The organism is Streptomyces sp. NBC_00440, from assembly GCF_036014215.1.
Lineage (GTDB): Bacteria > Actinomycetota > Actinomycetes > Streptomycetales > Streptomycetaceae > Streptomyces.
This window is the reverse complement of record NZ_CP107921.1, coordinates 541,712-567,391: the sequence shown is the minus strand read 5'-3', so window position 1 is coordinate 567,391 and position 25,680 is coordinate 541,712. Positions and strand designations below refer to the sequence as shown.

The 25,680-nt window shown below is 66.4% G+C and carries 20 protein-coding genes and 2 pseudogenes; 14 read left to right on the top strand and 8 right to left on the bottom strand.

Translation table 11 applies throughout. The features are described 5' to 3' along the window. Positions 1 to 327: 327 nt before the first annotated feature. Positions 328 to 1,545, bottom strand: a complete 1,218-nt coding sequence (locus OHB13_RS02540) for a PIN domain-containing protein (protein WP_328375264.1) — start codon at positions 1,543 to 1,545, stop codon at positions 328 to 330. Positions 1,546 to 1,605: 60 nt separating this feature from the next. Further along, positions 1,606 to 1,854: a hypothetical protein gene (locus OHB13_RS02535; RefSeq protein WP_328375262.1), complete on the bottom strand. Its 249-nt coding sequence runs from the start codon at positions 1,852 to 1,854 to the stop codon at positions 1,606 to 1,608. A gap of 191 nt (positions 1,855 to 2,045) precedes the next feature. Between OHB13_RS02535 and OHB13_RS38700 the strand changes: the two genes are divergently transcribed. The 4 genes from OHB13_RS38700 to OHB13_RS02515 all read left to right on the top strand — a co-directional run bounded on the left by OHB13_RS38700 (position 2,046) and on the right by OHB13_RS02515 (position 14,114). Continuing rightward, positions 2,046 to 3,089, top strand: coding sequence for a DUF6415 family natural product biosynthesis protein (locus OHB13_RS38700; RefSeq protein ID WP_443062919.1), 1,044 nt, complete (start codon positions 2,046 to 2,048; stop codon positions 3,087 to 3,089). Between the two features lie 17 nt (positions 3,090 to 3,106). Next, on the top strand, positions 3,107 to 6,841 hold the full coding sequence (locus OHB13_RS02525; RefSeq protein ID WP_405945067.1) for a LamG domain-containing protein: 3,735 nt from the start codon (positions 3,107 to 3,109) through the stop codon (positions 6,839 to 6,841). A 179-nt stretch (positions 6,842 to 7,020) separates the two neighbouring features. Further along, a complete protein-coding gene (locus tag OHB13_RS02520) occupies positions 7,021 to 13,545 on the top strand; it encodes an RHS repeat-associated core domain-containing protein (protein WP_328375259.1) in 6,525 nt (2,174 codons plus the stop codon). Between the two features lie 134 nt (positions 13,546 to 13,679). After that, positions 13,680 to 14,114 carry an SUKH-4 family immunity protein gene (locus OHB13_RS02515; RefSeq protein ID WP_328375258.1) on the top strand — a complete coding sequence of 145 codons (435 nt, stop codon included), beginning with the start codon at positions 13,680 to 13,682 and terminating at the stop codon, positions 14,112 to 14,114. A 361-nt stretch (positions 14,115 to 14,475) separates the two neighbouring features. On the opposite strand, the pseudogene OHB13_RS02510 reads toward OHB13_RS02515, so the two are convergent. Beyond that, positions 14,476 to 14,786: pseudogene (locus tag OHB13_RS02510) on the bottom strand (hypothetical protein); the annotation flags it as partial. On the opposite strand from OHB13_RS02510, the gene OHB13_RS02505 reads away from it, so the two are divergent. Then, complete coding sequence (locus OHB13_RS02505) at positions 14,761 to 14,943, top strand: hypothetical protein (RefSeq protein WP_328375256.1); 183 nt, start codon at positions 14,761 to 14,763, stop codon at positions 14,941 to 14,943. The pseudogene OHB13_RS02510 and the gene OHB13_RS02505 overlap by 26 nt on opposite strands. A 29-nt stretch (positions 14,944 to 14,972) precedes the next feature. Continuing rightward, positions 14,973 to 15,500 (top strand): hypothetical protein, encoded by a 528-nt coding sequence (locus OHB13_RS02500; protein WP_328375254.1) that lies wholly within the window; start codon positions 14,973 to 14,975, stop codon positions 15,498 to 15,500. A 327-nt stretch (positions 15,501 to 15,827) separates the two neighbouring features. On the opposite strand, the gene OHB13_RS02495 is transcribed toward OHB13_RS02500, so the two are convergent. Continuing rightward, positions 15,828 to 16,067, bottom strand: a complete 240-nt coding sequence (locus tag OHB13_RS02495) for a helix-turn-helix domain-containing protein (protein ID WP_328375252.1) — start codon at positions 16,065 to 16,067, stop codon at positions 15,828 to 15,830. 300 nt (positions 16,068 to 16,367) lie between these two features. Between OHB13_RS02495 and OHB13_RS02490 the strand changes: the two genes are divergently transcribed. The 3 genes from OHB13_RS02490 to OHB13_RS02480 all read left to right on the top strand — a co-directional run bounded on the left by OHB13_RS02490 (position 16,368) and on the right by OHB13_RS02480 (position 17,942). After that, a complete protein-coding gene (locus tag OHB13_RS02490; RefSeq protein WP_328375250.1) occupies positions 16,368 to 16,529 on the top strand; it encodes a hypothetical protein in 162 nt (53 codons plus the stop codon). Between the two features lie 145 nt (positions 16,530 to 16,674). Continuing rightward, entirely contained in the window at positions 16,675 to 16,902 is a 228-nt protein-coding gene (locus OHB13_RS02485; protein WP_328375248.1) for a hypothetical protein, read from the top strand. A gap of 2 nt (positions 16,903 to 16,904) precedes the next feature. Further along, on the top strand, positions 16,905 to 17,942 hold the full coding sequence (locus tag OHB13_RS02480; protein ID WP_328380198.1) for an NUDIX hydrolase: 1,038 nt from the start codon (positions 16,905 to 16,907) through the stop codon (positions 17,940 to 17,942). A gap of 72 nt (positions 17,943 to 18,014) precedes the next feature. On the opposite strand, the gene OHB13_RS02475 is transcribed toward OHB13_RS02480, so the two are convergent. Beyond that, the gene (locus OHB13_RS02475; RefSeq protein ID WP_266859746.1) at positions 18,015 to 18,809 is read right to left on the bottom strand and encodes a TetR/AcrR family transcriptional regulator; all 795 of its coding nucleotides are present in this window, start codon (positions 18,807 to 18,809) and stop codon (positions 18,015 to 18,017) included. An 84-nt stretch (positions 18,810 to 18,893) separates the two neighbouring features. On the opposite strand from OHB13_RS02475, the gene OHB13_RS02470 reads away from it, so the two are divergent. From OHB13_RS02470 to OHB13_RS02460, 3 genes and pseudogenes are all read left to right on the top strand, one after another. Next, positions 18,894 to 20,132 carry an FAD-dependent oxidoreductase gene (locus OHB13_RS02470; protein WP_328375245.1) on the top strand — a complete coding sequence of 413 codons (1,239 nt, stop codon included), beginning with the start codon at positions 18,894 to 18,896 and terminating at the stop codon, positions 20,130 to 20,132. Positions 20,133 to 20,324: 192 nt separating this feature from the next. Beyond that, positions 20,325 to 20,510 (top strand): annotated as a pseudogene (locus OHB13_RS38695) (helix-turn-helix domain-containing protein); the annotation flags it as partial. Between the two features lie 58 nt (positions 20,511 to 20,568). Continuing rightward, entirely contained in the window at positions 20,569 to 20,721 is a 153-nt protein-coding gene (locus tag OHB13_RS02460; RefSeq protein ID WP_328375243.1) for a hypothetical protein, read from the top strand. Between the two features lie 153 nt (positions 20,722 to 20,874). On the opposite strand, the gene OHB13_RS02455 is transcribed toward OHB13_RS02460, so the two are convergent. Both OHB13_RS02455 and OHB13_RS02450 read right to left on the bottom strand, forming a co-directional pair. Further along, the gene (locus tag OHB13_RS02455) at positions 20,875 to 21,252 is read right to left on the bottom strand and encodes a nuclear transport factor 2 family protein (RefSeq protein WP_024757633.1); all 378 of its coding nucleotides are present in this window, start codon (positions 21,250 to 21,252) and stop codon (positions 20,875 to 20,877) included. 118 nt (positions 21,253 to 21,370) lie between these two features. Continuing rightward, positions 21,371 to 22,738: a dipeptidase gene (locus OHB13_RS02450; RefSeq protein WP_328375241.1), complete on the bottom strand. Its 1,368-nt coding sequence runs from the start codon at positions 22,736 to 22,738 to the stop codon at positions 21,371 to 21,373. A 166-nt stretch (positions 22,739 to 22,904) separates the two neighbouring features. Here OHB13_RS02450 and OHB13_RS02445 point away from each other — a divergent pair, with 166 nt between their 5' ends. Continuing rightward, on the top strand, positions 22,905 to 24,221 hold the full coding sequence (locus tag OHB13_RS02445) for a geranylgeranyl reductase family protein (protein ID WP_266859752.1): 1,317 nt from the start codon (positions 22,905 to 22,907) through the stop codon (positions 24,219 to 24,221). A 123-nt stretch (positions 24,222 to 24,344) separates the two neighbouring features. On the opposite strand, the gene OHB13_RS02440 is transcribed toward OHB13_RS02445, so the two are convergent. Beyond that, positions 24,345 to 24,794, bottom strand: a complete 450-nt coding sequence (locus tag OHB13_RS02440) for a nitroreductase/quinone reductase family protein (protein WP_328375238.1) — start codon at positions 24,792 to 24,794, stop codon at positions 24,345 to 24,347. A gap of 133 nt (positions 24,795 to 24,927) precedes the next feature. Here OHB13_RS02440 and OHB13_RS02435 point away from each other — a divergent pair, with 133 nt between their 5' ends. Then, the gene (locus tag OHB13_RS02435) at positions 24,928 to 25,623 is read left to right on the top strand and encodes a TetR/AcrR family transcriptional regulator (protein ID WP_266859756.1); all 696 of its coding nucleotides are present in this window, start codon (positions 24,928 to 24,930) and stop codon (positions 25,621 to 25,623) included. Positions 25,624 to 25,680 lie beyond the last annotated feature (57 nt).

Here is a 25,680-nt window from a genome sequence, read left to right as displayed (position 1 = left end):
GACGCGTCTTCCGCCAAACAGGGCAAGCTGCTCCGTGCGGAGCCCGTGGCACAGCAGATGGTGCGGACAAGGTTCGGCTGCGCGGGGAGTTCACCGACCTGGAACGCGAGTGGGCGACGTGGATGCCCACCGACCCTGACAGCCCCGGTCGTATTGACGCCTCGACGATCCTCGTGTACGGCCTGATCCCTGGCGAACAAGGGCGCCATCGTCCATGCGCCGCTGCCGCAGCCGTAAAACGGTGCGCCCGGCGCCGGGGCGTACGGGCGGCGCATCGCGAAGTGATGGAGGTTAACCGTACGTTGCCGCACTGCTGTCAGAGCCCCATCATTCGTCCATTGGGAGCATGTCATCGGTCTGTTCGGCGCGATAGCGTTCTGAGACCTTCCTTATCGTTTCTTGGCGGAGGATGTCGCCCGGGTAGGGGCGGCGGTATCCGTCCTCCTCAAGTGGTCCTGTGCCCAAAGCGCGACGGAAGTACTGCTCCTCGGAGCTAAGCGTCGATTCCAGAATGCCGGGCAAAAAGGGGTAAGGCGCGATGTGGAAAAGGTCCTCCGCCGTGGGCGGGAGTAGCTTCCGGGGCACGGTCACGGTCAGTCCCTTGCTCGGGGCGGTTGGGCTAATGAGGACGCGCGTCTCCCATGAGCAGTGGCCCCAATGAAAGCTTGTGCTGGTACTGAGAACGCCGGAGACAAGCCACCTTGCAGTCGCCGTGTACCACCGGTGCCCTGATATCTCATACGCGCGTATTTCCTCAACGGAGACGAATTTGATCCGTAGTTGACGCTCCCACCGCCTGCAAGGGACGTCTTCGAAGACGCTGGGCGGGCTCTCGATCGTGGCGGTGAAACCGCGTTGCCGCATGGCGGCGCGCTGGACAGCGCGATGGTTATTCAGGTGTGTTTGAAGAAGGCCCGTCAGCTCTTCTTCATCCGCCTTGGTTTGGGTCGCGAACTTCGTCAACACGTCGCTGAGTGATGTGAACAGAACGAACCTGTCCTCAATGCCCTCTAGATCGTCATCCATTGGAGACTCGAAGGAAGAACCGTCGCCGAAATCCTCGGTGTTGTTGCTGACGAAGTAGACGATCTCGGTCGGATTTCTACGCGCGTACTCCACTGCGGTGAGCCAGATTGCTGCGTCCCGTGATCCGGTCTTGTTCTTCCCGCTGTTCACCGTCTTGCACGGCGCGAGGAGGTTAGCCTCACGGAACATGGCCTGCTCGTACGTATCCGGGCTGGTTGGCAAGGTGTCCACGATGGCGGCGTACTGCTTGCGCCAGTGCGCACGAACGTGCTCCGAAACAGCCTTCTTCGGAGCTTGGACAGCAGCCCATGGAGTCGCCTTCCTGAGAGCCTCCATGGCGACCAGCGCCGCGTCGTACTTCTTCTGGTAGATCAGCGCTTGTTGCGCCGCCAGTTCTTCCAGGACGATCCATGGCGCAGCGACGCGCTCCGCCCTGGTTACGCGGATCGCCCGGATCAGCTCGGCCTCAGGGCCTCGCAGTGAGGTCCCCTTGAGTATGTTGGAGTCGAGGATGATCAAGGACTGATGCTCCGTCTCGGTCAGATCCGTTTTGTAGGGGCCCACTCTCTCAAGAACTGATCACGACGCGCTGCGAATTGGTCGGGAACCGGCCAGCCGGGCCAGGGGTTCCAGGTCTCCGTAGAGGGCAGCGTGGAGTGCGGCGGCGAGTTCGCGGGCTCGTTCTTCGCTGTGCACGCCGTGCATCATGAAGTAGACGGGCCCCGTGTAGGCGCCGAAGTCGGCCTCACGGTTGTTGACCAGGCGGAGGATCGCAACCGCGCTCGTGAGGTACTGGGGGTGGCCGGAGTTAGCCGACCCTGTCGCCATGTGCATCACGGAGCTGCTGTCCAACGTGTCCCGGCATACGGGATCGGGCCAGTGCGTAGTGCTCCTCCAGAGCACTCAATCTGCCTTACGCATCGTGGTGAGCGACGACAGTCCGGAACTCCCCGTGGTGCGTGAGCCCGAGTGACTTGCGGAGGACGGGCGCGGGAAGTTTCTGCTGAGCATGACGGCCGATGCATGGGGCGCTGATCCGACTGCCGCCGGCAAGGACGTCTGGGTCGAGTTCCGTCCTCGTCCCGAGGAGGCTGTCGTGTGAATGCCGCGCTCACTCACCCCAGGTCCAACTCGGGCCATGTGACAAGGGCTTTGCCACCCTGCACAGCGTCGTTGTCCGGCTCCACGCATCCCTTGTCGTGGATGACGCTCTCGATGACGACCTGGAGGCGGTCCTCCGCCCCGACGCGGAGCCGCTGAATCCCGAGGACGTCGCTCGGATGACGCCCGTCCTGGGCCGGGTCCTCGATCAGCTCGTAAACATCGCGCATCAGAAGTCCGGCGGGCCGCCGACCGCCGAGCTGTTGGAAGTGAGCGAACGTGCCGACCCCCTTCAGGCACGACGTGTTCCCGAGAGCGCCGAACAGGCTCTTGCACACCTGCGACGCCTGGCCATTGCTCTCGTGGACTTGCTCGGACTGACGATTCTCGATGACGGTCGCCCCCCACTTCGGCGCCACCCCAGCAGCGCCTCCCAGCCGGACCGTTCCCAGCAGTTGGCCAGGCACCGAGCGCTCCCGCACCGAGACGGCCAAGTTGCTGTCCCGTCCGCCCTTCACGCTGGAGAACGCCGGCAGCGAACTGCACCACAAGCATGGCATCGTCATGGTGCGGAAGACCAGCCCGGACAGACCTGGCAGGAACGGTGGCTAGCCAGCGGCATTGACCAAACTGGCTCCGCCTGGCGGCCGGCGATCAGGCACGGGCTGCACGAGCGCGGTCTCAAAGCAGCTTGGCGCATGCCGGTGGTGGGCCGGGCTCTGACGACAGTGATCAGTGCTGATCTACTGCGGCCATCGGTGGACTGGCTGGCCGCCGGGCCAGCCGCCAAGGGGTTCTGGTGTCAGTTGCGTTTATTTTGCCCGTTTTGCTGGTGGTGTGAGTTCTTACATTTTGTTTATTGGGGGTCTGGATTCCTTGATTTCCCGGCCGGTGGCCGCATATCGTCCATCAGTGATCTTCATCAGATGGTCATGTATGTGAAGGGTCTGGGGAGGCCCTGAAGGGGTTGGGGTGGGGTATGTCTGTCGGCAGACGAAGAGCTGCGCGGGTGCTGGGGCCATTGCTGGGGCTCGCCCTCCTGGCAGGGGGTGCTCCCGCTTACGCCACTGTGGCGGGCACGGTGGCCAAGCAGTCTTCGGATGCGGGCAACACAGCGCCGGAGCAGGACGCTTTGGCCCGCGCGGTGGCGTCGGGGGAGTCGGTAGAGGTCGAGGCGGACCGCACCGCTTACGCAACGACTGACGCGAACCCCGACGGGACTCTCACACTCACCCAGTCCACGACACCGCAGCGTGCGCCCGCCGAGGGCGGTGGGTGGCGTGATGTGGACCCGACGCTGGAGCGCCGTGCGGACGGCTCGGTAGGACCGAAGGCCGCGGTGGTGAATATGGCCTTCACCGGGGGCGGTGCAAGCGACAAGGCCATGATCCGGCTGGGCACTGCGAAGGGTTCGGTGTCCTTCGGCTGGCCGGGGACGCTGCCCCAGCCGACGCTCAAAGGCGCGACGGCCACGTATGCGGATGTCCTGCCCGGCGTTGATCTAGAGCTGACGGCGACGGCTGAGGGCTACCGTGAGATCTTGGTCGTCAAGTCTGCCCAGGCAGCAGCCAGTCCGGAGTTGGAGCAGGTCACCCTGTCGGCGTCCGGGCACGGTCTGCAGGTGGTACCGGGCGCGGGCGGCGGCCTCCGGGCGATCGATGAGAACGGCAACGCTGTCCTCAACGGCCCGGCCGGCCAGATGTGGGACTCCGCGGGCGATGAGGAAACGCAGCCGCAGCTGTCCAGGACGGCTGCCGCCGCCGACCAGACGGACCCGGCCGGTGACGGTGACCCCACCCAGCCGGGTAACGGGGACACCACAGCGGTACTGCCGGTGCAAGTGGACAGCGACGCAGTCTCGGTCAAACCGGACCTCGGACTCCTACGGGGCGAGGCCACGGTGTATCCGGTACGGATCGATCCCTCGGTGGGCCTCGGAATCTCCGAGCGATCGGTCATGTCCTCGGACGGTGACCGCTGGTGGCAGTTCAAGGGCGAGTACGGCGTCGGGAAGTGCGGCAACGCGGACGGCTACTACTGCGGCAACGGCTACACGAACCGCATGTTCTTCGAACTCGCGCCGACCCAACTGGCCGGCAAGCACGTCCTGGACGCCACGTTCCGTGCGCACGAGACGTGGTCGTTCAACTGCGACGCACACTGGGTGGACCTGGTGCGCACGGACAACATGTCCGAGGGCACGCACTATCCCGGGCCCAAGATCCTTGACCTGATGGGTGACCGGAACGTTTCCTACGGACGCGGTGAAAACTGCAGCCCTTCCCAGCCCGACAGCTGGGTGGAGTTCAACGACAATCCCGCGGAGCCGGACGAGAACCTGAAGTCGACGGTGAGCTCCTTCGCCGATGGCAAGATCAAGCGTCTGACATTCATGCTCAAAGCCAAGGACGAGGGAGACACCCGGTCATGGAAGCGCTTCGATGACAACGCGGAACTGAAGGTCAACTACGTTCACATGCCCGGAGTCCCCACCAACGTGGGCGTCATCCCCGGCAACGGCAGCACCGCGTACTGCAAGACGACCTCGACGGACCCGCTGATGGTCACCCGGGCCGACCCGCTGCTCCAGGCCCGGGTGCAGACAAAGGTCGAAGCACACCAGGGAGACGAGGAAGGCTCCCTGCAGGCCGAGTACATCGTCGAGCGGGGAGATGACAGCCCTTGGCACCAGGTGTGGTCCGACTACCGGCCGGCCAGTGGCTGGGTACCGGACGACACCCTGCAGAGCGTGCGCACCTCCAACCGGGCCGACCAGGGCCTGTACCGGCTGAAGTCCCGCACCCAGTCGCACTGGTCCTACGACGGCAAAAGCGGAGACCTCTTCTCCCCGTACTCGTCATGGTGCTACTTCAAGATCGACTCCACCGCGCCGAAAGCCCCGACCATCACGGCCGGAACCCCCTACACCGAATGCACCGCCCAAACGTGCGAAGGCCAGGGCGGTCCCGGCACCCCGGGCAGTTTCACCTTCAAGCCCAACGCGGCCGACACAGACGTGAAGGCCTACCGGTGGCGACTGCTGACGACCTCAGCGCAGAACACCAAGCAGGTCAGCGGCTCCACCGTCACCGTCAAGGACGTCACTCCGTCACTGACCGGCACACAAGTACTCTCCGTGGAAGCCAGCGACCTCAAACTCGACTCCAGCGGCCGCACACGCTGGGGAACCCCCGCCGAGTTCACCTTCAAGGTCTCCCCGGCGGCAGGACCGGTGGGCCGATGGCACTTGGACGACGGAGCTCCGGGCTCGGGCATCATGTCGGCCAAGGACACATCCGGCGCGAAGATCACACACGACGCGACCCTGCACGGCGCCGACGGCACCGGATGGTCAACCCGGGCCCGTCGCGGTGACACGGACTACTCGCTGCGCCTCAACGACGACACAACCGACCCCGCCAAGCAGATCGGATATGCCGCCACCGCGTCCGCAGCGGTGAACACCGCGGACTCCTTCACTGCCTCAGCCTGGGTCCAGCTCTCCAACCCCGCAGCAAACCGGGTGGTTCTGACCGAGCCCGGCACGAACGGCAGCGCGTTCGCCCTCTACTACTCATCCAGCCTCAAGAAGTGGATCTTCAACCGCACGGACAAAGACCAGGCGTCTCCGGGGTTCATCCGCTCTGTCGCTGATCAGGAAAATCCACCCTTGAACGTGTGGACCCATCTGGCCGGGGTCTTCGACACCCACGGAGACACCGACAAGAGCAACGACACCATCCAGCTGTTCGTGAACGGACGCCCACAGGGCAAGCCCGTAATCCTGAGCAAGAGCATGTCCACGTATGAACCGTGGACGGCGAACGAGGGCCTGCAGATGGGCCGCTCGAAGGTCGGCGGCAGGTACGGAGAGAACTTCTTCGGGCTGCTGGACGAGGTAGCGGTATGGCAGCGGCCGCTCACCGGTGACGAGATCGCCCAGGAAGCACAAGCCGCCGTGGATACCGTGCCCACGAACGAACTCGTCGCCCAGTGGGATGCCGCCGGAGCGACAAGCACCACCATCCCGGAGACCACGGCCTACCCCGTCCCGTCCATGAAACTGGCAGGCGGAGCCGCTCCCAACGAGGACAACAGCGCGGTAGTCCTCAACGGAACTACCGGCTACGCCTCGATGGCAGGCCCTGTAGTCGACGGGAGCGGATCCTTCACGGTCTCGGCGTCCGTCGAGGTAGACAGCAACGCCCTGGCCGCGAAACCCGTTGGCTACACCGGCCAGGTGGCCGGTCAGCGCACCGGCAACGAGTCCTCCTGGGCCCTGTGGATCACCAAGCCCGCTGCTGACACCTACCTGTGGAAATTCACACGTACAGCCCTCGGGACGGACGGCAAGGTCTCCCAGAGCGCGGAAGTTCCTGGCGGTGACCTCGCAGAGACCGACACATGGGTCCAGGTCACCGGGGTCTTCGACGCCCAAGAAGCATGGCAGTCGACAGACCCCGACGCCCCGGCCGATACCAATTACGGCAAGCTCCACCTCTACATCGGTGGCGACGACCAACCATCCCGGGACAAGTCCGGCTTCACGCTCGCCCAGCCCGGCAGCGGAGAACTCGCCATAGGCCGAGGCGCCCTCGGCGGAACCACCGGAAACTACCTGCCCGGAGGTCTGCAGGACCTCAGAGTATGGACCGGCGCCATGACCAGCGATCAGGTCACGTCCCAGGTCATGCCGGAGCAAGACGCAGGCTGACCCACACGCGGCCGGGGTGCCAACCAGACATCCAATACCCCCGGCCGACACCCCTGGTGCCGCCTAATGGCGCCTCTTCTGCACGTCGCAGCACACACCCACCGTCCCCGGCAGGCACAGGCCACGGGGCCAGGACTGAGACCGCCCCACAGGCGGCTCCTTCGGGGAACGGAAACCAAATGAACGGGTTCGGACCGGTCAAGGGCGCAGGCCGTCGCAGACCAAGCGAACAAACCTGGACACGGCGAATATCAGTACTCGCCGGCTTCATCCTCATACCAGGACTCCTGACCCCGGTCGCCTTCGCCTCCAGCGCTGACCCGCTGGGCAGACCGAACGTCACGATGCACCCGGACAAGGTCTCCCCGTTCAAGGCAAAGGCCGACAAGAAGACCGCCGAACGCATCAAGCAGGCCAAGGCCACCGACCGTGCCGCCATCGCGCGAGCCACGAAGGACGAGGCCCGAACAGTCACCTGGCCCAAGGCAGGCCAGGCGCAACTGGATCTGTCCGCCAAGGGCGGAGCCAAAGCTGCACCGGGATCGCTGCCCGTGACCCTGGACCGCCCGAAGGCACTCAAGGGAAAGAAACAGGTGCCGTCGGCCCGCTCGCTCAAGATCACCGTTCTTAACCAGGACCAGACCGCCAAGCTCGGCGTCAAGGGCGTCGTCCTGGCCGTCACCGGCCCCGCCACAGGAGGCATGGCACAACTCGGCATCGACTACGACACCTTCGCCACAGCCTACGGCGGGGACTGGGCAGGACGCCTCCAGGCAGTCCGCCTGGCCGACTGCGCACTCAACGACCCGAGCAAGGCAGCCTGCCGCGCCCGCACGCCCCTTGACTTCACCAACCACCGCCGAGACCATCGCATCGAAACCCAGCTGACTTTCAAGGCCGCACCCGACACACAACAATCAGTTGCCGGTCGCACGATGATGGTGGCGCTCGCAGCCGGCACCAAATCCGGTGCCGGTGACTACAAAGCCACCCCGCTCGCCTCCTCCTCGACGTGGGAAGCCGGCGGCTCGTCAGGCACCTTCACCTGGTCATACCCGCTGCGCACCCCGCCCGCCGCGGCCGGCCCGGCCCCTGACCTTTCGATCTCGTACGACTCCGGTGCGGTGGACGGCCAGACCGCGAACACCAACAACCAGGGCACCGCGATCGGCACCGGGTTCGACATCACCTCCTCCTACATTGAACGAAAGTACGGCTCCTGCGACGACGACGGACAGGACGACAAGTTCGACCTTTGCTGGAAATACGACAACGCCTCTCTCGTCCTCGACGGCAAGGCAAGCGAACTCGTCAAGGACGACACTTCCGGCACATGGCGGCTCAAGAACGACGACGCCTCCACCGTCACCCACTCCACCGGCGCCTCCAACGGGGATGACGACGGTGAATACTGGACCGTCATCACCGGAGACGGCACCAAGTACGTCTTCGGCCTGAACAAACTCGACGGTGCAGGCGACGAGCGCACCAACTCGGTATGGACCGTGCCCGTCTACGGTGACGACACCGGTGAGCCCGGCTACAGCAGCGGGACCACGCTCTCAGGCCGTGCCAAGAAGCAGGCCTGGCGGTGGAACCTCGACTACGTCGAGGACACCCACAAGAACGCCGCGTCCTACTGGTACACCGCCGAGAGCAACAACTATGACCAGTTCGGCGACGACAACACCGGGACCGGCTACATCCGCGGCGGTTACCTGAACGAGATCCGTTACGGCCAGCGCGCAGGCGCCCTCTCCGGACCGCACACCACCGTCACCACCGAAACAGCCTCGGACAAGGTCACCTTCAGCTACGCCGAGCGCTGCACCGCAACCGGCACAGGCTGCGACTCCCTGACCGAGGACAAGCGAGACAACTGGCCCGACGTACCCTTCGACGCGGTATGCAAGGACGACGCCAAGTGCACCGGCAATGTCGGACCGACCTTCTTCACCCGCAAGCGCCTGACCACTGTCACCACCTCCGCCTGGGACGCCGGCGCGGCAACGCCCGGCTTCTCGACCGTAGACACCTGGTCACTGAAGCAGCACTACGTCGACCCGGGCGACACCGGCGACTCCACCGACCAGTCACTGTGGCTGGATGAGATCAACCACACCGGCAAACACGGCACCGACCTCGCCCTGGACCCGGTGAAATTCACCCAGGAGTCCCACCCCAACCGGGTAGACGGCACCAGCGACGACATCCTCTCCCTGGAAAAGCCCCGCCTGAAAACCATCACCTCCGAGACCGGGGCACAGACCATCGTCTCCTACCTGGAGGCCGACTGCGTCGCGGGACAGACCATGCCCCGACCCGACCAGAACACCAAACACTGCTACCCGGTCTACTGGTCCCCCAACGGGGAGAAGACCCCGATTCTCGACTGGTTCCAGAAATACCCGGTCTCCTCCGTCCTCACCAGCGCCCCCGGCAGCGGCGCCGAAGACGTCCTGAACACCTACACCTACACCGGCGGCGGCGCCTGGCACTACGACAACGACCCGATGACCAAGGAGAAAGAACGCACCTGGTCCATCTGGCGCGGCTTCGCAAAGGTCACCCACCTCACCGGCGTCCCCGGCAAAACCCAGTCCAAAGACACCACCGTCTACATGCGTGGCATGAACGGCGACCGCGTCCTGGAAGACGACGGTAAAACCCTCGACCCCGACAAACGCAAGACGGCCACCACCACCGGCATCAAAGCCCCGGCCATCACGGACGCCGACCCCTACGCCGGATTCACCCGCGAGAGCGTGACCTACAACGGCGCCAACGAGGTCACCGGCACCATCAACGACCCCTGGTCGAAGAAGACCGCCACCCAGCACAAGTCATACGCCGACACCGAGGCGTACTACGTACGCACCAGTGCCACCCACACCCGGACCAACGTCACCAGCAGCGGCACACCCAAAGACCAGGTCCACTCCATCATCACCTCCTACGACGGCTACGGCATGGCCGAAACGGTCGAGGACAAAGGCGACGACGCCGTCACCGGCGACGAGAAGTGCACCCACACCTGGTACGCCCGCAACGACGACGCAGGCATCAACTCCCTCGTCTCCCGCGTCCGCGTAACCGGGAAACCCTGCGCCACCACCGGCGATGCACTGGACCTGCCTGCCGACTCCAAGACCGCCGGTGACGTCATCTCCGACACGGCTACCGCGTTCGACACCACCACCTGGTCCTCCACACAGAAGCCCACCGCGGGCGAAGCCCAGTGGACAGGACGGGCCAACGGCTACACCGCGAGCAACAACCCCACCTGGCAGAAACTGACCACCACCACCTACGACCCCCTCGGCCGGCCGCTCACCGTCAAAGACACCAACGACGCCCTCGTCACTACCGCCACCTACACACCATCCGACAAAACCGGCCCCCTGACAGCCAGTACCGACACCAACGTCAAGGGATACAAGACCACCACCGACATCGACTTCGCGACCGGCAGCGCAACCAAGGTCACTGACCCCAACGGCAAGGTCACCGAGTCGGAGTACGACGCCCTGGGACGTGCAACCAAAGTCTGGCTGCCCAACAGCCTCAAGATCCTGGGAGCCCCTCCCAACTACGTCTACACCTACAACGTCACCTCCACCTCCCTGCCATGGGTGTCCACAGGCACCCTCAAGGGAGACGGCTCCGGGTACAACACCACCTACGCCATCTACGACCAACTGCTGCGGCTCCGCCAGACTCAGAGCCCCTCGCCGGCAGGCGGCACGGTGATAGCAGAAACCCTCTACAACGAGCGGGGCCTGGCAGCATCAGCGATGGCCGACACCTGGGCCGAAACAACCAGCCCATCAGGAAAACTGGCCCAGACCGAAGGTTCGGGAGCCCCCACACAGACCGACACTACCTACGACGGTGCGGCACGTCCCGTCACAACCGTCACCAAGGTCTACGGCACCCCACGCTTCAACACGACCACGACATACACGGGCGACACCGTATCCACCTCGGCTCCTGCAGGCGGCCAGGCGACTCAAGTCACCACCAACGCCCTCGGACAGACCACACAGCGCCGCGAATACGCAAGCCCCCAACCCACCGGCAGCAACTACACCACCACTGACTACACCTACACTCCTGCCGGCCAGCAAAAGAGCGTGATAGCGAAGCCGGACCAATCCACATGGTCCTACACTTACGACCTCTTCGGCCGACAGAGCAGCGCTACGGACCCCGACAAGGGCACCACCCACACGACCTACAACACACTCGATCAGGTCACCAGCACCCTCGACGCACGTCAAAAGACACTGATCTCCGAGTACGACAGCCTGGGGCGACAGACCGGCCTGTGGGACGGAACCAAGTCTGACGCCACCCAACTCGCCGCCTGGACCTTCGACTCCCTCGCCAAGGGACAGCAGGACACCGCAACCCGCTACGACGGTGGCGCCAACGGCAGGGCCTACACAAGCAAAGTCACCCGCTACGACAACCTGTACCAGGTCACCGGCAGCCAGCTGATCCTCCCCGACACCGAACCTCTAGTCGCAGCCGGCGTACCCAAAACACTGTCCTTCACTAGCGGCTACAACCTCGACGGAACCATCCACCAAGCATCCCAGCCCGCCGTCGCCGGACTGCCATCCGAAACCACATCCAGCAAATACAACGCCCTCGGCCAGCAGACCACCCTCAGCGGCACCACCGGCTACCTCCAAGGCGCCGCCTACTCCCCTCAGGGAGACCTGCGCCAACTCACCCTGGGCACCGACCCCACCACCTCAGCGAAAAAGGCCTACCTCAACTACGACTACGAGGCAGGAACCCGCCGCCTCACACGCTCCTACGTTACCGACGACGTCCACGGCTACATGCCGCAAGAACTCAAGTTCACCCAGGACGACGCAGGCAACGTCACTTCCATCTTCGACGCCACCACCCAGGGCGGCACAGCGAAGACAGACAACCAGTGCTTTTCCTACGACGGCAACAAGCGCCTCACTGAAGCGTGGACCCCGAAGAGCGCAGACTGCGCCACCACCGGCCGTACCACGGCCAACATCGACGGCGCAGCTCCATACTGGACCAGCTACACCTACAACAACGCAGGTCAGCGCGGAACCGAAACGCAGCACGCCAGCACTGGCGACACCACTTCGACCTACAGCTACGGAACCGCCAGCGGCCAACCCCACCCCCTGGTGAAGACGGCTGGACCCAAGACCAACACATACGCCTATGACGAGGCGGGCGACACCACCAGCCGCCCCGGCAACCAGGCCCAACAAACCCTGACCTGGAATTCCGAAGGCAAACTCGCTTCCACCAGCGAGCCCTCCACCAGCAGTAAACCGGAACTCGACACCAGCTACCTCTACGACGCCAGCGGTGAACTCCTCATCCGCCGCTCCTCGGGCGACGGCGACACCGTCCTCTACCTCGGCGCCACCGAAGTCCACCTCACCACCCAAGGCACCACCAAAACCCTCACCGGCACCCGCTACTACAGCGCCGCCGGCCAAACCGTCGCACTGCGCACCGCAACTAAAGACACTACCGGCACCACCCTCAACTACCTGGCCGCCGACCCCCACGGCACCGCCAGCCTCGTTCTGACACCAGCCACCTGGGCCTACACCAAGCGCTACACCACCCCCTTCGGCGAAACCCGAGGCACCAAAGCCACCAACTGGCCCGACGACAAAGCCTTCCTCGGCAAACCCACTGACACCGCCACAGGCCTCACCCACATCGGCGCCCGCGAATACGACCCAAGCATCGGCCAATTCCTCAGCGTTGACCCCGTCCTATCCCTCGACCAAAACCAATCACTCAACGGCTACAGCTACGCCAACAACACCCCCGTCACTAGCAGCGACCCCACCGGTCTCATGCGTAGGTGTCCGAGCGACGTCCCCGACTGCAACACAGACGTCCTCCCGCCTGTACAGCCGCCGGCGACACGAAACACTGGGGGTGGAACGAGCAGCGGGAATGACGTAACCGTAGTTCCGTCAGCAGGAGGATCGTCAGGGAATAACTCCGGTGGCGGATCCGGTAGTTGCGGGTTCTGGGATGTGAAATGTGGATGGAAGCAACTCTGGAAGAGCGAATGTGGCTTCTGGGATGTCAGCTGCAGTTTCAAAGAAAATGCCCGGGCCTATAAAGATGCGGCAGTAGCGCTATCACCTCTCGAAGATGGCAAGCAGTGCCTGGGTGAAGGTGACGGTTCGGCCTGCGGTTGGCTCGCTGCAGGATTTATTCCGCTCGGGAAGCTAAAAGCGCTCGCAAAAGCGCTTGAAGAAGGCGAAGATGCGGCAAAGGCTGCCCGGAAAATCGGGACCGGGATCGACCTTGTTGGGAAAGTCGCATACGGCGAAGGGCACCTCAGCCAAGCTGTCCAAGTGCAGAGACTGATAAATAAAGACAAGTCTGGAAACTATGCCTCGGCACTCCTGAAGGATGGGACGGTGCTAGTCGCCAGATCGGCAGGAAAGGGGCTGCACTCTGAACGGAAGTTGCTCGATGCTGCAGGCGGAGATGTCGTCGCAATGTACTCCGAGAGGAAACCATGCGAAGGGAGACAGATTAACTGCATGGGGAACCTGGCCAAGGCTGGGGTGAAAAACATCAGTTGGTCGTTTGACTGGTCCACGGATAAAGTCGTGCAAGCAAAGACGACCGCCGACCTCAAATCCGCAATTTCCAAGCTATTTCGTGAATAGTTTGCATGCGTCGCTATCGCTAGCAACCCGGTACGGCTTTCCGGTGTGAGACACTGTGCCCCCTGCTGGAACATCGAGCAGGGGGCACAGTGTGGGTCGGTTTTCTTAACTCAAATAGCAACTGAGAGGGAGAAATGGATCTCCGGTTTATCGAGATCGGCACCTCCGACGGTAAGTTTTCCGTGAAGGTTCCAGATGATTTTTTTTCCTACAAGCCAAATGAGAGTCTGGTCCTAAGGAGGAATGGCGAAGGTGTCGAATATATCGAGTTTGCCACCTATGCCGCAGACTGTCATGTTTATATTGAGCACGGTACGGGGAATGTGATGTCGGGATGGGATATTAACGACTTGGGGTTCGCGAACTCATCGATCTCTCTTTTCAGTAAATGTATGACCGCTGTCGCATCTAGGTATCCATATTACGCGGAAGATGCGGAAGCGGAAGAATGGATCGCGGCCAGGGACCGTCTCGATGCGGTGATCCGCAGCATCGACCCCCCGGCAGCAGATGAGGATACTTATTGGTCTGAATTTACGTCAGATGTCCTGATGGGAGATTACTCGTAACCGCACTCTCGTGTCAGACTGTGCGCATTGCATCTTGTGGAGCCAGCGAACAACCTGGCCCAGTGCAGGGTGGCAGCGGCGCAGCCGCAGCAGCCGCAGAGCGCGCCCGGTGTGTGCCGGTTCGATCCGTCAGATTGTACGTCCATCATTGGTTCGGGTATTCACTAGTCGCTTGGCTTGGGCATGGCCGGGAGCCGACGCCTGGGGTTCTGCAATGGCGTACCGGAGGGATAGGCATCCTGGCACGATTGTTGGAGGCGGGCCCCTCTTCGTTCGGGGAATGAAAGTGCGGGTTGAGGCATTTGGCAGGCCGAAGATTCGGGACCTCTCATGAGAGGCCACCAGAATCTAAACTTGACGTTTATGCAGCTCCGGTGACTGTGGTGGCTGCCACGAAGTTTGGTTTGTCCAGTTTCCTGTCGGGGCGTTCACGTGCACGGTGCTTGTTCTTCATGCCGGTTGGCCGGCCGGGTCCTGCTGTGCTGAGTTTCGGTGCGCTGGCCGGCTGAGGGGTTTTCCCGTGGAGGCGGCGAAATCCTCGGCGGACACGCGCGGGTGTGAGGGCGCCCCTGGCGTGCGGGCCGCTCCCAGGGCTTGCGGAGGCCTTCTGCGAGGGGCCGTGCAAGGCAGAGTTGTGTGGGCTGCGATGACGAGCCAGGTCCAGCTGTCGGCGTGCACGTCGGCCGAACTCGCCCAGGCCCGCCGCAGGGGCGACAAGCCGGTCACCGTCGAAGCTGTGCAGTGCATCGCTCTGACGGAGTTCTCCCTGCTGATCGATGACCGGCAGTCCCGCGCCGCTCACGCCCAGCGCCGCAACCAGGGCCGCTGACCTCAAATGACTCCGCGTGTTGACAGGACATGACCACGATGACGCTGCGACTGGTGCCCGCTGCTCCGTCGTCCACTCGGCTGAAGCCGTTCCGCCCCGGCGAACGAGCCGATCTACGCCACGCTGACAGTCCGGCGGGGTTCCAAAAGCACATGGTCAGCACGCAGGTCCTGCCGGCGTCGGTGCTGGCACGGCTCTACGAGATCGCCGACGACCGGCGGCTGCCCGCTGAGGTCCGCGGCGGGAGCGGCTCGCTGCGCTACTACGCCAAGGCCCGGCACCGGCTCAGCGAACCGGAACGGCCGGTGGACCGCGCCAGCGACCGCGAGGTGCTGGAGCTGCTGTGGGCCTGCAAGTCGGCCAGCGATCGGCTCATCGTGCTGCTGCTCGCCCGCGAGGGCTGCGACGCAGTGAGGCCGTGGGCCTGCGCCGACAAGATCTGCACTTCGTGCTGGACGCCACGATGCTCGGCTGCCCAGTGCACGACGCGTACCTGCACGTCGCGCGCCGGTACAACCCAAACGGGGCCTGGGCGAAGTCAAAGCAGCCCGGTATGATTCCGGCGGACTTCCTCATCGTGCAGGCATACGACGCCTACGCAGTCGAGCGCGAACGCCATCCGCGGGCGCGGGCCAGTGACTTCGTCCTGGTCAACCTGTCAAGGAGCCACTGGGCCAGCCGATGCTGCCCGGGCCCTGAACGAGTTGCTGGCGCGGCTGTCCCAGCGGGCGAAGCTGACACGAATCGTGCACCCCCGCGCGCCGCGGCACGTCTTCGGAGTTCTCGCATGGGCCCGCAGGCGCGGCCTGGCAGCACGCCCCAGCCGAAGCAGGTCGGGCAACTGGCTGGCGGTTTGCACTTGCCTGCCAGCAGAACATAGGCCATCACATCGGCGGCAGAGACCGGCCGTCACGGCGACGCGGCACCGCCGCCGAGGCCGGGCCAGCCGCAACGGCGGCCTGCTGGCCGGTCTCCTCGCCGGGGCGGGTGACCTTCCCTGGCTCGGGTATCAGCAGGTCGCCGATGTCACAGCCGAGCACGACGCAGATGGCGTCCAGGTCCTCCAGCTTGAGCGAGACCGGCCGGCCGGACCACAGCCCGGATATCTTCCTGGCCGAGATCACCAACCCGTTCTGGGCCAGGCTTCGTTCCTGCCGTCCGGAAGTTTCGAAGATCGGGCAGTCCAACAGTGCATGAGGCGGTTCAAGGAAGCCCAAGGTCTTGACTGCCCGTCATGTCGTGGATGCCCGGCCAGGTATCCGCGGTAGGGAGGGCGGCAGAGGGAGTGTCCGCCGGTACCCGCGCAAACCGATCATCGAACTGGGAGGTGACAGGGTGCCGTACACGGAAGTTCGCGGGCGCAGCATCCGCGTGAGTGGTGAACCGGGCAGTACAAGCTGGACGACGAAGGCAAGCCGACGACCATGAAGCTGTACGCGTCCGCGTCCAAGAATCTGGACGGTGTGCCGTTCGCGGATGAGGACGAGGCGTTCACCTTCGGCCTCGGCCGGGAGTCCGATGTGCGGGACTGCCGGGGCCAGAGGGGTGCTGCCCCGGTCAACATGGCGGACTTCGGCGACCTCTGATTCAAAGGGGTCAGTCTGCGCAGCAATAGCATGTCGTCGTACAAGTCCCAGCTGTGGGCTGTGATCCGCCCCTATTGGGCGCAGAGCACTGTGGACGAGATCACGGCACAAGGCCAAGCTGGACGAAGCGGGTGACATACCGCGGGTGGCCGTCGAGGGCCGGATGGGGCATGAACTGCTGGAAGTGGTAGGCGCCTACAGTGAGGTGACCCTTGCGATGGAGGAGTGGATTGTGGGGTATCTCCAAATGGTGTGGGAGAAGGAGGTGGTGGGAGCCGGGCTGTGGACGCCGTCTTTTCCCACGCCTCTCCCAGATGATCTTGCGACCCCGTCATTGTCGCTGTTCAGCGGCCTACCCGCCTTGGAGTACTAGTGATTGTCGTCTGGATCAACGGTGCGTTCAGTGCGGGCAAGACCAGCACCGCGCGGGAACTGATCGATCTGATCCCGAACAGCACCTTCTACGACCCCGAGGTGCTCGGCGGGGCGCTGCGTCTCCTGCTGCCGCAGAAGAGACTGGCCGAGGTGAACGACTTCCAGGACCTGCCGGTCTGGCGGCGCATGGTGGCCGATACCGCGGCAGCACTCCTCGCCGATGTCGGCGGGGTACTGGTGGTGCCGATGACGCTGCTGAGACAGGAGTACCGCGACGAGATCTTCGGCGGGCTCGCCTCCCGCCGCATTCCGGTCTGTCATGTGCTGCTGACAACAGAGGAAACGATCCTGCGGGAACGGATCGCCGGGCGCGTCGAGCTGCCCGACGACCCGGAGGGCAGCGAACGCGTCCGGCAGTGGTCCTACGAGCACATCGAGCCGTACCGGACGGCGCTCGGCTGGCTCACCGCCGACGCCCACACCGTCGACAACACCGCGCTGACCCCCGCCGAGACCGCGGAGCGGATCGCCGAGGCGCTGCGCTCCGGGGCTGCCGGGCCCTGCGAGATCGTCCAGACCCCGGAGCCCACCTCCGAGACGCTCGCCGCGGGCGTCCTCCTCTTCGACGAGCAGGACAGGGTGCTGCTCGTCGACCCGACGTACAAGCCGGGCTGGGAGTTCCCCGGCGGGGTGGTCGAGAACGGCGAGGCCCCGGCGCAGGCGGGGATCCGGGAGGTGGCGGAGGAGATAGGGATACACCTCGGGCAGGTGCCCAGACTCCTGGTGGTCGACTGGGAGCCGCCGAAGCCCCCCGGCTACGGCGGTCTGCGGCTCCTCTTCGACGGCGGCCGCCTCGACTCCGCCGCAGCCGGGCGGCTGCTGCTGCCCGGCTCCGAACTGCGCGGCTGGCGCTTCGTCAGCGAACAGGAGGCGGCGCACCTGCTGCCTCCCATCCGGTACCAGCGGCTGCGCTGGGCGCTGCGCGCCCGGGAACGCTCAGCCGTCCTCAACCTGGAGGCCGGGGTGCCGGTCGGCTGACGGGCGCCCCGGCCGCATCCGCAGTGCCTCTTGCGGCCCGGTACGGACGGGCTCCCGTATTCCTCTTCCTCGCTATTCCTGCCGTGTGACCGCACGCAGGTATGCCTCGGTGAAGAGTTCGCAGACTTCGTTCACGGGTGGGAGGTCAAGGCTCTCCATGGGTTCGAGGACCGGTCGCGTGAGGATGTGGGTGATCATCGGGCCCAGCAGGAGTTGGACCAGGACCGGGAGTGGCAGTGGTCGTATCCGGCCCGTCTCCACGTGCGGCAGCAGGAGCCGGGCGAGGCTGTCGAACAGGCGCGGGAGATACGCCCGCGTCGCTCGCGCGGCGGGCCCGTCGGGTCGGCTGAAGAGGTCCGCGAAGATCGCCGGGAGCACGCGCGGTTCACGGTCGAACGCCGTGATCACGGCCCGGTGGAGCGCCCGCACCGTGTCCTCCAGGCGCTCCGGCGGGTCGGCGGTCAGGGCTTCCAGGCCGGGTAGCGGGCCGTAGCGTTCGTAGACGGCTCCGAGCAGGCCGTCGCGGCCGTCGAAGACCGTGTGCAAGCTGGGAAGCGAGCACACGGCCCGCTCCGCGACGGCGTCCAGGGTCATCGCGCCGAGGCCCCGCTCGGCGACGAGCTGCGCCGCCGCCTCGATCGCGCGCTCGCGGACCGGCCGCCGGCCGCCGGGGTCGACGCCCGCCCGCCGGACCGCCTCGTCCAGCGCGGCCCGTGAGCCGCCCAGCCGGCGCAGCAGCGTGCTGCGGGAGACGCCGGCCGCCGCAGCGATCACTGTCAGCGGGACGTCCGCGACGTCCCGGCCGCGTGCCTCCGCCGCCGCCAGGGCGGCGGCCACCAGATCCCGCATCTGCTCATGGTCCTGCATGTGAAACATGGTACTGCTTGACATCTGACACCGTTCCAAAGACTCTCTCTATAGGAGTTCCACTCGGAATGTGGGGAGAGTGCCATGAGTGTCGTCATCTCCGGGGGCGGACCGGCAGGCATGATGCTGGGCCTGCTGCTGGCGCGGGGCGGAATCGAGGTGACCGTGCTGGAGAAGCACGGCGACTTCCTGCGCGACTTCCGCGGTGACACCGTCCACGCGTCCACCGTGCGACTGATGGACGAGCTGGGCCTGGGCCGGGAGTTCGCCTCGCTGCCGCAGAGCAAGCTCAGCAACATGGTGGTGCCCACGTCTGACGGCGGCCGTATGCGGCTGACCGCCTTCGAGGCCCTGCCGGCGCCGTACAACTACATCGCGATGGTCCCGCAGTGGGACCTGCTCGACCTGCTTGCCCAGGAGGCCCGGCGCGAGCCGTCGTTCACCCTGCGGATGAATACCGTGGCGACCGGGCTGATCCGGGAGGGCGGCAAGGTCGTCGGCGTCCGCTACCGCACTCAGGGTGGCGAGGAGGGCGAGATCCGCGCCGCCCTCACCGTCGCGGCCGACGGCCGCCACTCCGCACTGCGCCAGGACGCCGGTCTGGTGCCGCAGGAGTTTCCGGTCCCGTTCGACACCTGGTGGTTCCGGCTGCCCAGGCATGCCGCGGAGCAGGCCCAGGAGCCCCGGCAGGTCGCCGCGTTCCGCGCCGGCGAGTTCGCCCTGAGCCTCACCAGGAACGACTACTTCCAGATCGCGTACTTCACCACGAAGGGATCCGATGCCCGGCTGCGCACCGAGGGCGCCGAACGCTTCCGGGCGCGGATCGCCGACCTGATACCGCAGTACGCGGACCGCGTCGACCAGCTGTCGGGCATGGACGACGTCCACCTGCTCGACGTCCGGCTCAACCGGCTTCCGCGCTGGTACGCCGACGGCCTCCTGCTGATCGGCGACGCCGCCCACGCGATGTCCCCGGCCGGCGGAATGGGGATCAACCTCGCCATCCAGGACGCGGTCGCGGCGGCCACGCTGCTCGCCGAACCACTGCGCCGGAACCGGCTGACCACCGCCGACCTGGCAAAGGTCCAGCGGCGGCGGTGGCGGCCCACGGTGATCATGCAACGTGTACAGCTGATGCTGCACGACGGGTTCTTCGCCCCGGTCCTCACCGGCCGCCGAGTCGGCCCGCCCACCTCGATTGTCCTGGCCACCCGGTACCTGCCCGGGTTCCGCCAATTCCCCACCCGCCTGGTCGCGTTCGGCCCGCGCCCGGAGCACGCACCGGCCTTCGCCCGGCGCCCCGTGGCGGAGCCGGCCGGCTAGTGCTGTGACCGCATAGGTTCGCCGGGTTGGTCGTCGTGGCGGTTGGATGTGCGGTGACGTCCGATCCGGCCGCTGGAGGCGCGGTGGCCGGGCCTGTCCGTGTGCGCAGACTGACCGACCGACCAGGAGGGGCAGCGGGTGCAGCAGATCGTGCGCCGGGGCAGCACCAACTCGGTGCGCTATCGGCACGCGATGATGCTGCTGGCCTCGGCCGGCGGGAATCGGGTGCCGGTGATCGCCCGGCTGGTGGCGGCCGACGAGGACACCGTGCGCGATGTGATCCACCGGTTCAACGAGATCGGCCTGGCCTGCCTGGACCCTCGGTGGGCGGGAAGCCGTCCCCGCCTGCTCAGCGATGACGACGAGGACTTCGTCGTCCAGACGGCCACCACCCGCCCCACCAAGCTCGGCCAGCCTTTCACTCGCTGGTCGCTACGTGCAGACACGAGCCCTGCACGCCTATCTACGCTGGCGCAACGCCAACGCCCGCCACCGCGACGTCCTGGCCGCCGAACGCAAGGAACGCGCCCGCATCCGAAGCGAGAAGGGCATCCGTTGGGGCGGACGCCCCCTCAACACCGCAGTCTGACCAACCGCGAACTTACACAGCCACAGCGCATCATCGGTCCGCTCGTGGCCAAGCGCGGACGACCGAAGCGTTGTGAAGATGATCTCGGCTGGGCAGACCCGGAGCCCCGAACGGGGCCGGTTCAGGAGAAGGGCGGCGCCAGAGGAGAATGGCTCAGGAGGCGGACGGCTCGATCTCCCCCGCGAAGACGATGACCTGGTCGATGAGGCTCCGCCGCAGATGGACGACGTCCGTTCCCGCCAGGCGGGGGCCTCCATCCGGCGTCGTGAAGACCCACTGGTACCGGGCCCACTCGTCCGGCATGTCCACCGCCGAACAGCGCACCATCGTGCCGGTCCCCGCGGGGTGGCGCCGGATGTCCAGCACGAACCGCTCGACCGCCTCGATCCCCTCACTGCGGCCCAACGGTCCCCAGAAGACCACGTCCGAGGTGAGGGCCTGGGAGAGCAGTGCAGTCACATAGCTGTCGTCCGAGGCGTTGAACGCGGAGATGAACGTGTCGATCGCGGACCGCGCGGTTTCTTCCTGCATGCACCAGTAATACCAGTCGCCTCGCGGACCGCGCTCGTCCCGTGAGCCGTCTCCCGACCACGGTGAACCATCCCGGTCACAGCACTAGCCACGTGCGAACGTGCTTACCGTGCCGTGCTTACTGCGCCGCCTTCGACTGCGCGTAGTTGAGGAGGAAGTGCGCCTCGGTGACGGAGAGCCGCTCCAGTTCCTCCGGTGAGACGCTCTCGTTGACGGCGTGGATCTGTGCCTCGGGCTCGCTCAGCCCGATCAGCAGGATCTCCGCCTCCGGGTAGAGCGTGGCCAGCGTGTTGCAGAGCGGGATCGAGCCGCCCATGCCCGCCGACTGCATCTCCTCGCCCGGGTACCCGACGCGCATCGCCTCGGCCATCGAGGTGTACGCGGGGCTGCTGGTGTCGGCGCGGAACGGCTGGCCCTGGCCGACCTGTTCCACGGAGAGCCGTGCGCCCCACGGGGTGTGCGCCTTCAGGTGCGCGGTCAGCAGCTCGGTGGCCTCGGCGGCGTCGGTGCCCGGCGGTACCCGCAGGCTGACCTGGGCCCGCGCGCTCGCCTGCACCGACGGTGTCGAGCCCACGACAGGCGGGCAGTCGATGCCGATGACGGTGACGGCGGGGCGCGCCCAGACGCGGTCCGCCACCGTGCCGCTGCCGATCAGCTCCACACCGTCGAGGACCTTCGCGTCCTGGCGGAACTCGCCCTCCGGGTACTGGAGTCCGTCCCACGCGGCGTCCGCGGCCAGCCCGTCGACCGTCGTCGAACCGTCCTCGGCGCGCAGCGAGTCGAGGAGCCGGATCAGTGCGGCGAGCGCGTCGGGCGCCGCGCCGCCGAACTGGCCGGAGTGCAGGTTGCCTTCGAGGGTGTCCAGCTGGACCCGGAGCATCGTCATCCCGCGCAGTGTGGCGGTGACGGTCGGCAGACCGACGCGGAAGTTCCCGGTGTCGCCGATGACGACCGCGTCGGCCGTGAGCAGCTCGGGGTGTGCCTCGGCGTAGCGCTCAAGCCCGCCGGTGCCCTGTTCCTCCGAGCCCTCCGCGATCACCTTCACGGAGACCGGGACGCCCCCGTTCGCCTTGAGGGCGCGCAGCGCGAGCAGGTGCATGATGAACCCGCCCTTGCAGTCGGCGGCCCCGCGCCCGTACCAGCGGCCGTTCCGCTCGGTCAGCTCGAACGGCGGGGACAGCCAGGCGTCCTCGTCGAGCGGCGGCTGGACGTCGTAGTGCGCATAGAGCAGCACGGTCGGCGCGCCCTCGGGGCCGGGGAGGACACCGTAGACGGACTGGGAGCCGTCGGGGGTGTCGAGGAGTGCGACGTCCTGGAAGCCCTCGGCGCGCAGCGCCCCGGCGACCCAGTCCGCGGCGCCCTCGCACTCGCTCCTGGGGAAGACCGCCGGATCCGCGACCGACTGGAAGGCCACCAGCTCGGTCAGCTCCGCCCGTGCGCGGGGCATCAGCGAGGCGACGGTCTCGGCAATCGGATTCGCGGTCATGGGCACGCTCCTCGTGGGTGCGACGTTGAAGTACGTGTACGTGTGTGCACACATGCGTTCGTTTGCGGGCTGACCGATCCTCCCACAGCGGGGTCGGCCGGCAGCGCGCCGTAGTATGCCGTCGACAAGCACGGGCCACTGGTCGGATCAGGAGCAGCAGCACATCGTGAGCAGCGAGAACGCAGACGCGGGCACGGAACACGACCAGCCGGTATGGGATGTGGTGGTGGTCGGCGCAGGTCCGGCCGGGGCCTCGGCGGCGTACGCCGCGGCGGTGGCGGGACGGAGAGTTCTCCTCCTGGAGAAGGCCGAGTTGCCGCGTTACAAGACGTGCGGCGGCGGCATCATCGGCCCGTCGCGCGACTCCCTGCCGCCGGGATTCGAACTGCCGCTGCGGGACCGGGTGTACGCGGTGACGTTCTCGATGAACGGCAGGCTGACCCGGACCCGAAGGTCCAAGCAGATGCTCTTCGGGCTCATCAACCGCCCCGAGTTCGACCAGGGGCTGGTCGAGGAGGCGCAGAAGGCGGGTGCCGAGATTCGCACCGGCACCGCCGTCTCCCGCGTGGAGCAGCACGGATCCGCCGTGCCCGACCGGCGCACGGTCGCAGTCGTCCTCGCCGACGGCGAGACGGTGCTGGCGCGCGCGGTCGTCGGCGCCGACGGCAGCGCCAGCCGGATAGGGGCTCATGTCGGGGTGAAGATGGACCAGGTGGACCTCGGTCTTGAGGCCGAGATCCCGGTCCCGCCGACTGTCGCCGAGGACTGGGCCGGACGGGTGCTCATCGACTGGGGCCCCATCCCGGGCAGTTACGCCTGGGTGTTCCCCAAGGGCGACACGCTCACCGTCGGCGTGATCTCGGCGCGCGGCGAGGGCGCGGCCACCAAGCGGTATCTGGAGGACTTCATCGCCCGGCAGGGGCTGGCCGGTTTCGAGCCGACCGTCTCGTCCGGCCACCTCACCCGGTGCCGCAGCGACGACTCGCCGCTGTCCCGCGGGCGGGTGCTGGTGTGCGGGGACGCGGCCGGACTGCTGGAGCCGTGGACGCGTGAGGGGATCTCGTTCGCGCTGCGTTCGGGGCGGCTGGCCGGTGAGTGGGCGGTCCGGGTCGCCGAGGCGCACGACGCGGTGGACGCCCGCCGCCAGGCGCTGAACTACGCCTTCGCGATCAAGGCCGGTCTCGGCGTGGAGATGGCGGTCGGGCGCCGGATGCTCAAGGTGTTCGAGCGCCGTCCGGTGGTGCTGCACGCGGCGATCACCGGATTCCGGCCGGCCTGGAAGGCGTTCGCCGGGATCACCCGCGGCTCGACGTCACTGGGCGAGCTGGTCCGTACGCATCCGCTGGCGCAGCGCGCACTCGGAGTGCTGGACCGCAAGGAGGCGGCCAGGACGGCGGGGAAGGCACCCGTCCCGGACGCGGAGGACGAGACCGCCGAGGGCAGCGGCGAGGACGCGGGCAGGGAAGTCAGCCCGGTCGACTAGCCCTTCGTCCGGATCAGGCCCGGATCCGCGACAAGAGGTACGGGGCGACGGCGCGGGGAACGAAGCGGCAGGAGACAACGGGGCAAGGGGCCTGGCCTCGGGGCCGGTGCCCCGGGCCGGATCTCACTCCGACGCCGTGATGCGGAAGACGGGATGGTCGGGGGCGATCCGGCTGAGTTCCTCGGCGGTCGAGTCGGCATCCACTCCGTCGAAGAAGGCCCCGACCTCCATCTTCCAGCGCTTCAGGTAGGCGCGAAGGATCTCCGGCTTCTCCTCGTCGGGCACCTCGACCGAGCGGAAGGGCTCCGATCTGCGGCCGAGCAGCAACTCACCGCCGCCGGCCGCGCGCATGTTGTGGGTCCACTGGACGTGCCCGCGCGCGGCGACCAGATACTGCCCGCCCGCCATTGTCAGCGGGTTGACCGGGGTGCGGCGCCACTGGCCGCTCTTGCGTCCGCGCACCGCCAGGACCCGCGATCCCCAGACGCTGACACCGCGCCGGGTCAGCCAGGCGACCATCCGGTTGAGCACCTTGACCGTGAGCCAGCCGGGCTGCCTGACATAGGTGGTCATGGGGATCTCCTTGATTGAGTGAAGTGTGAGCAGTGCTCTCGTTCAAGAGCAGTCTGCCTCTGATTGGTGATCCAAAGCAAGAGCGCTGCTCTCTTTATGGGGCGGTGATCTGGAATCTGGCAGACTGGCCACCATGAGCGCTGTCCGAGGAGCCAGAGAACGAGCCCGCACCGAGATCACCGCAGCCATCAAGGACGAGGCGCGCAGACAGCTCGCCGACCAGGGAGCCGCGAAACTGTCCCTGCGCGCTGTCGCCCGTGAACTGGGCATGGTCTCCTCCGCGCTCTACCGCTATTTCCCGAGCCGTGACGACCTCCTCACTGCTCTCATCGTCGACGCCTACGACGCGATCGGCGACACAGCGGAGACAGCCCTCGCCGGAGCCGGCGCGGTCTCCGCCCGTACCCGCTGGGTCACCGTCTGCATGGCGGTACGCGGCTGGGCCCTCGCCCGCCCGCACGAGTACGCCCTGATCTACGGCTCCCCGGTCCCCGGCTACACCGCGCCCAGCGCGACCATCGGCCCCGCGTCCAGGGTCGCCCTGGCCCTGATCGCCATCGCCGGCGACGCGTACCGCAGCGACGGCCTGGCGCTCCCGCCGGTGGCCCCCGCGCTGCGGCCCGAGGCGGAGCGCCTCGCGGCGGACATCACCCCGGACCTCCCGCCCGCCGCGGCCGTCGCGCTCGCCGCCGCCTGGGCGCAGCTCTTCGGGCTCATCTCCTTCGAGGTCTTCGGCCAGTTCAACCGGGTGGTGACGGACCGCGATGCCTTCTTCGAGCGGGCCGTGGAGAACCTCGCCGAATCCGTCGGGCTACTCCGCCGGGAGTAGACGTGACCGCCACGCCGGGCTGACGTCCCGGGTGCCCCCGCCGGTCTAGCGTTGCCT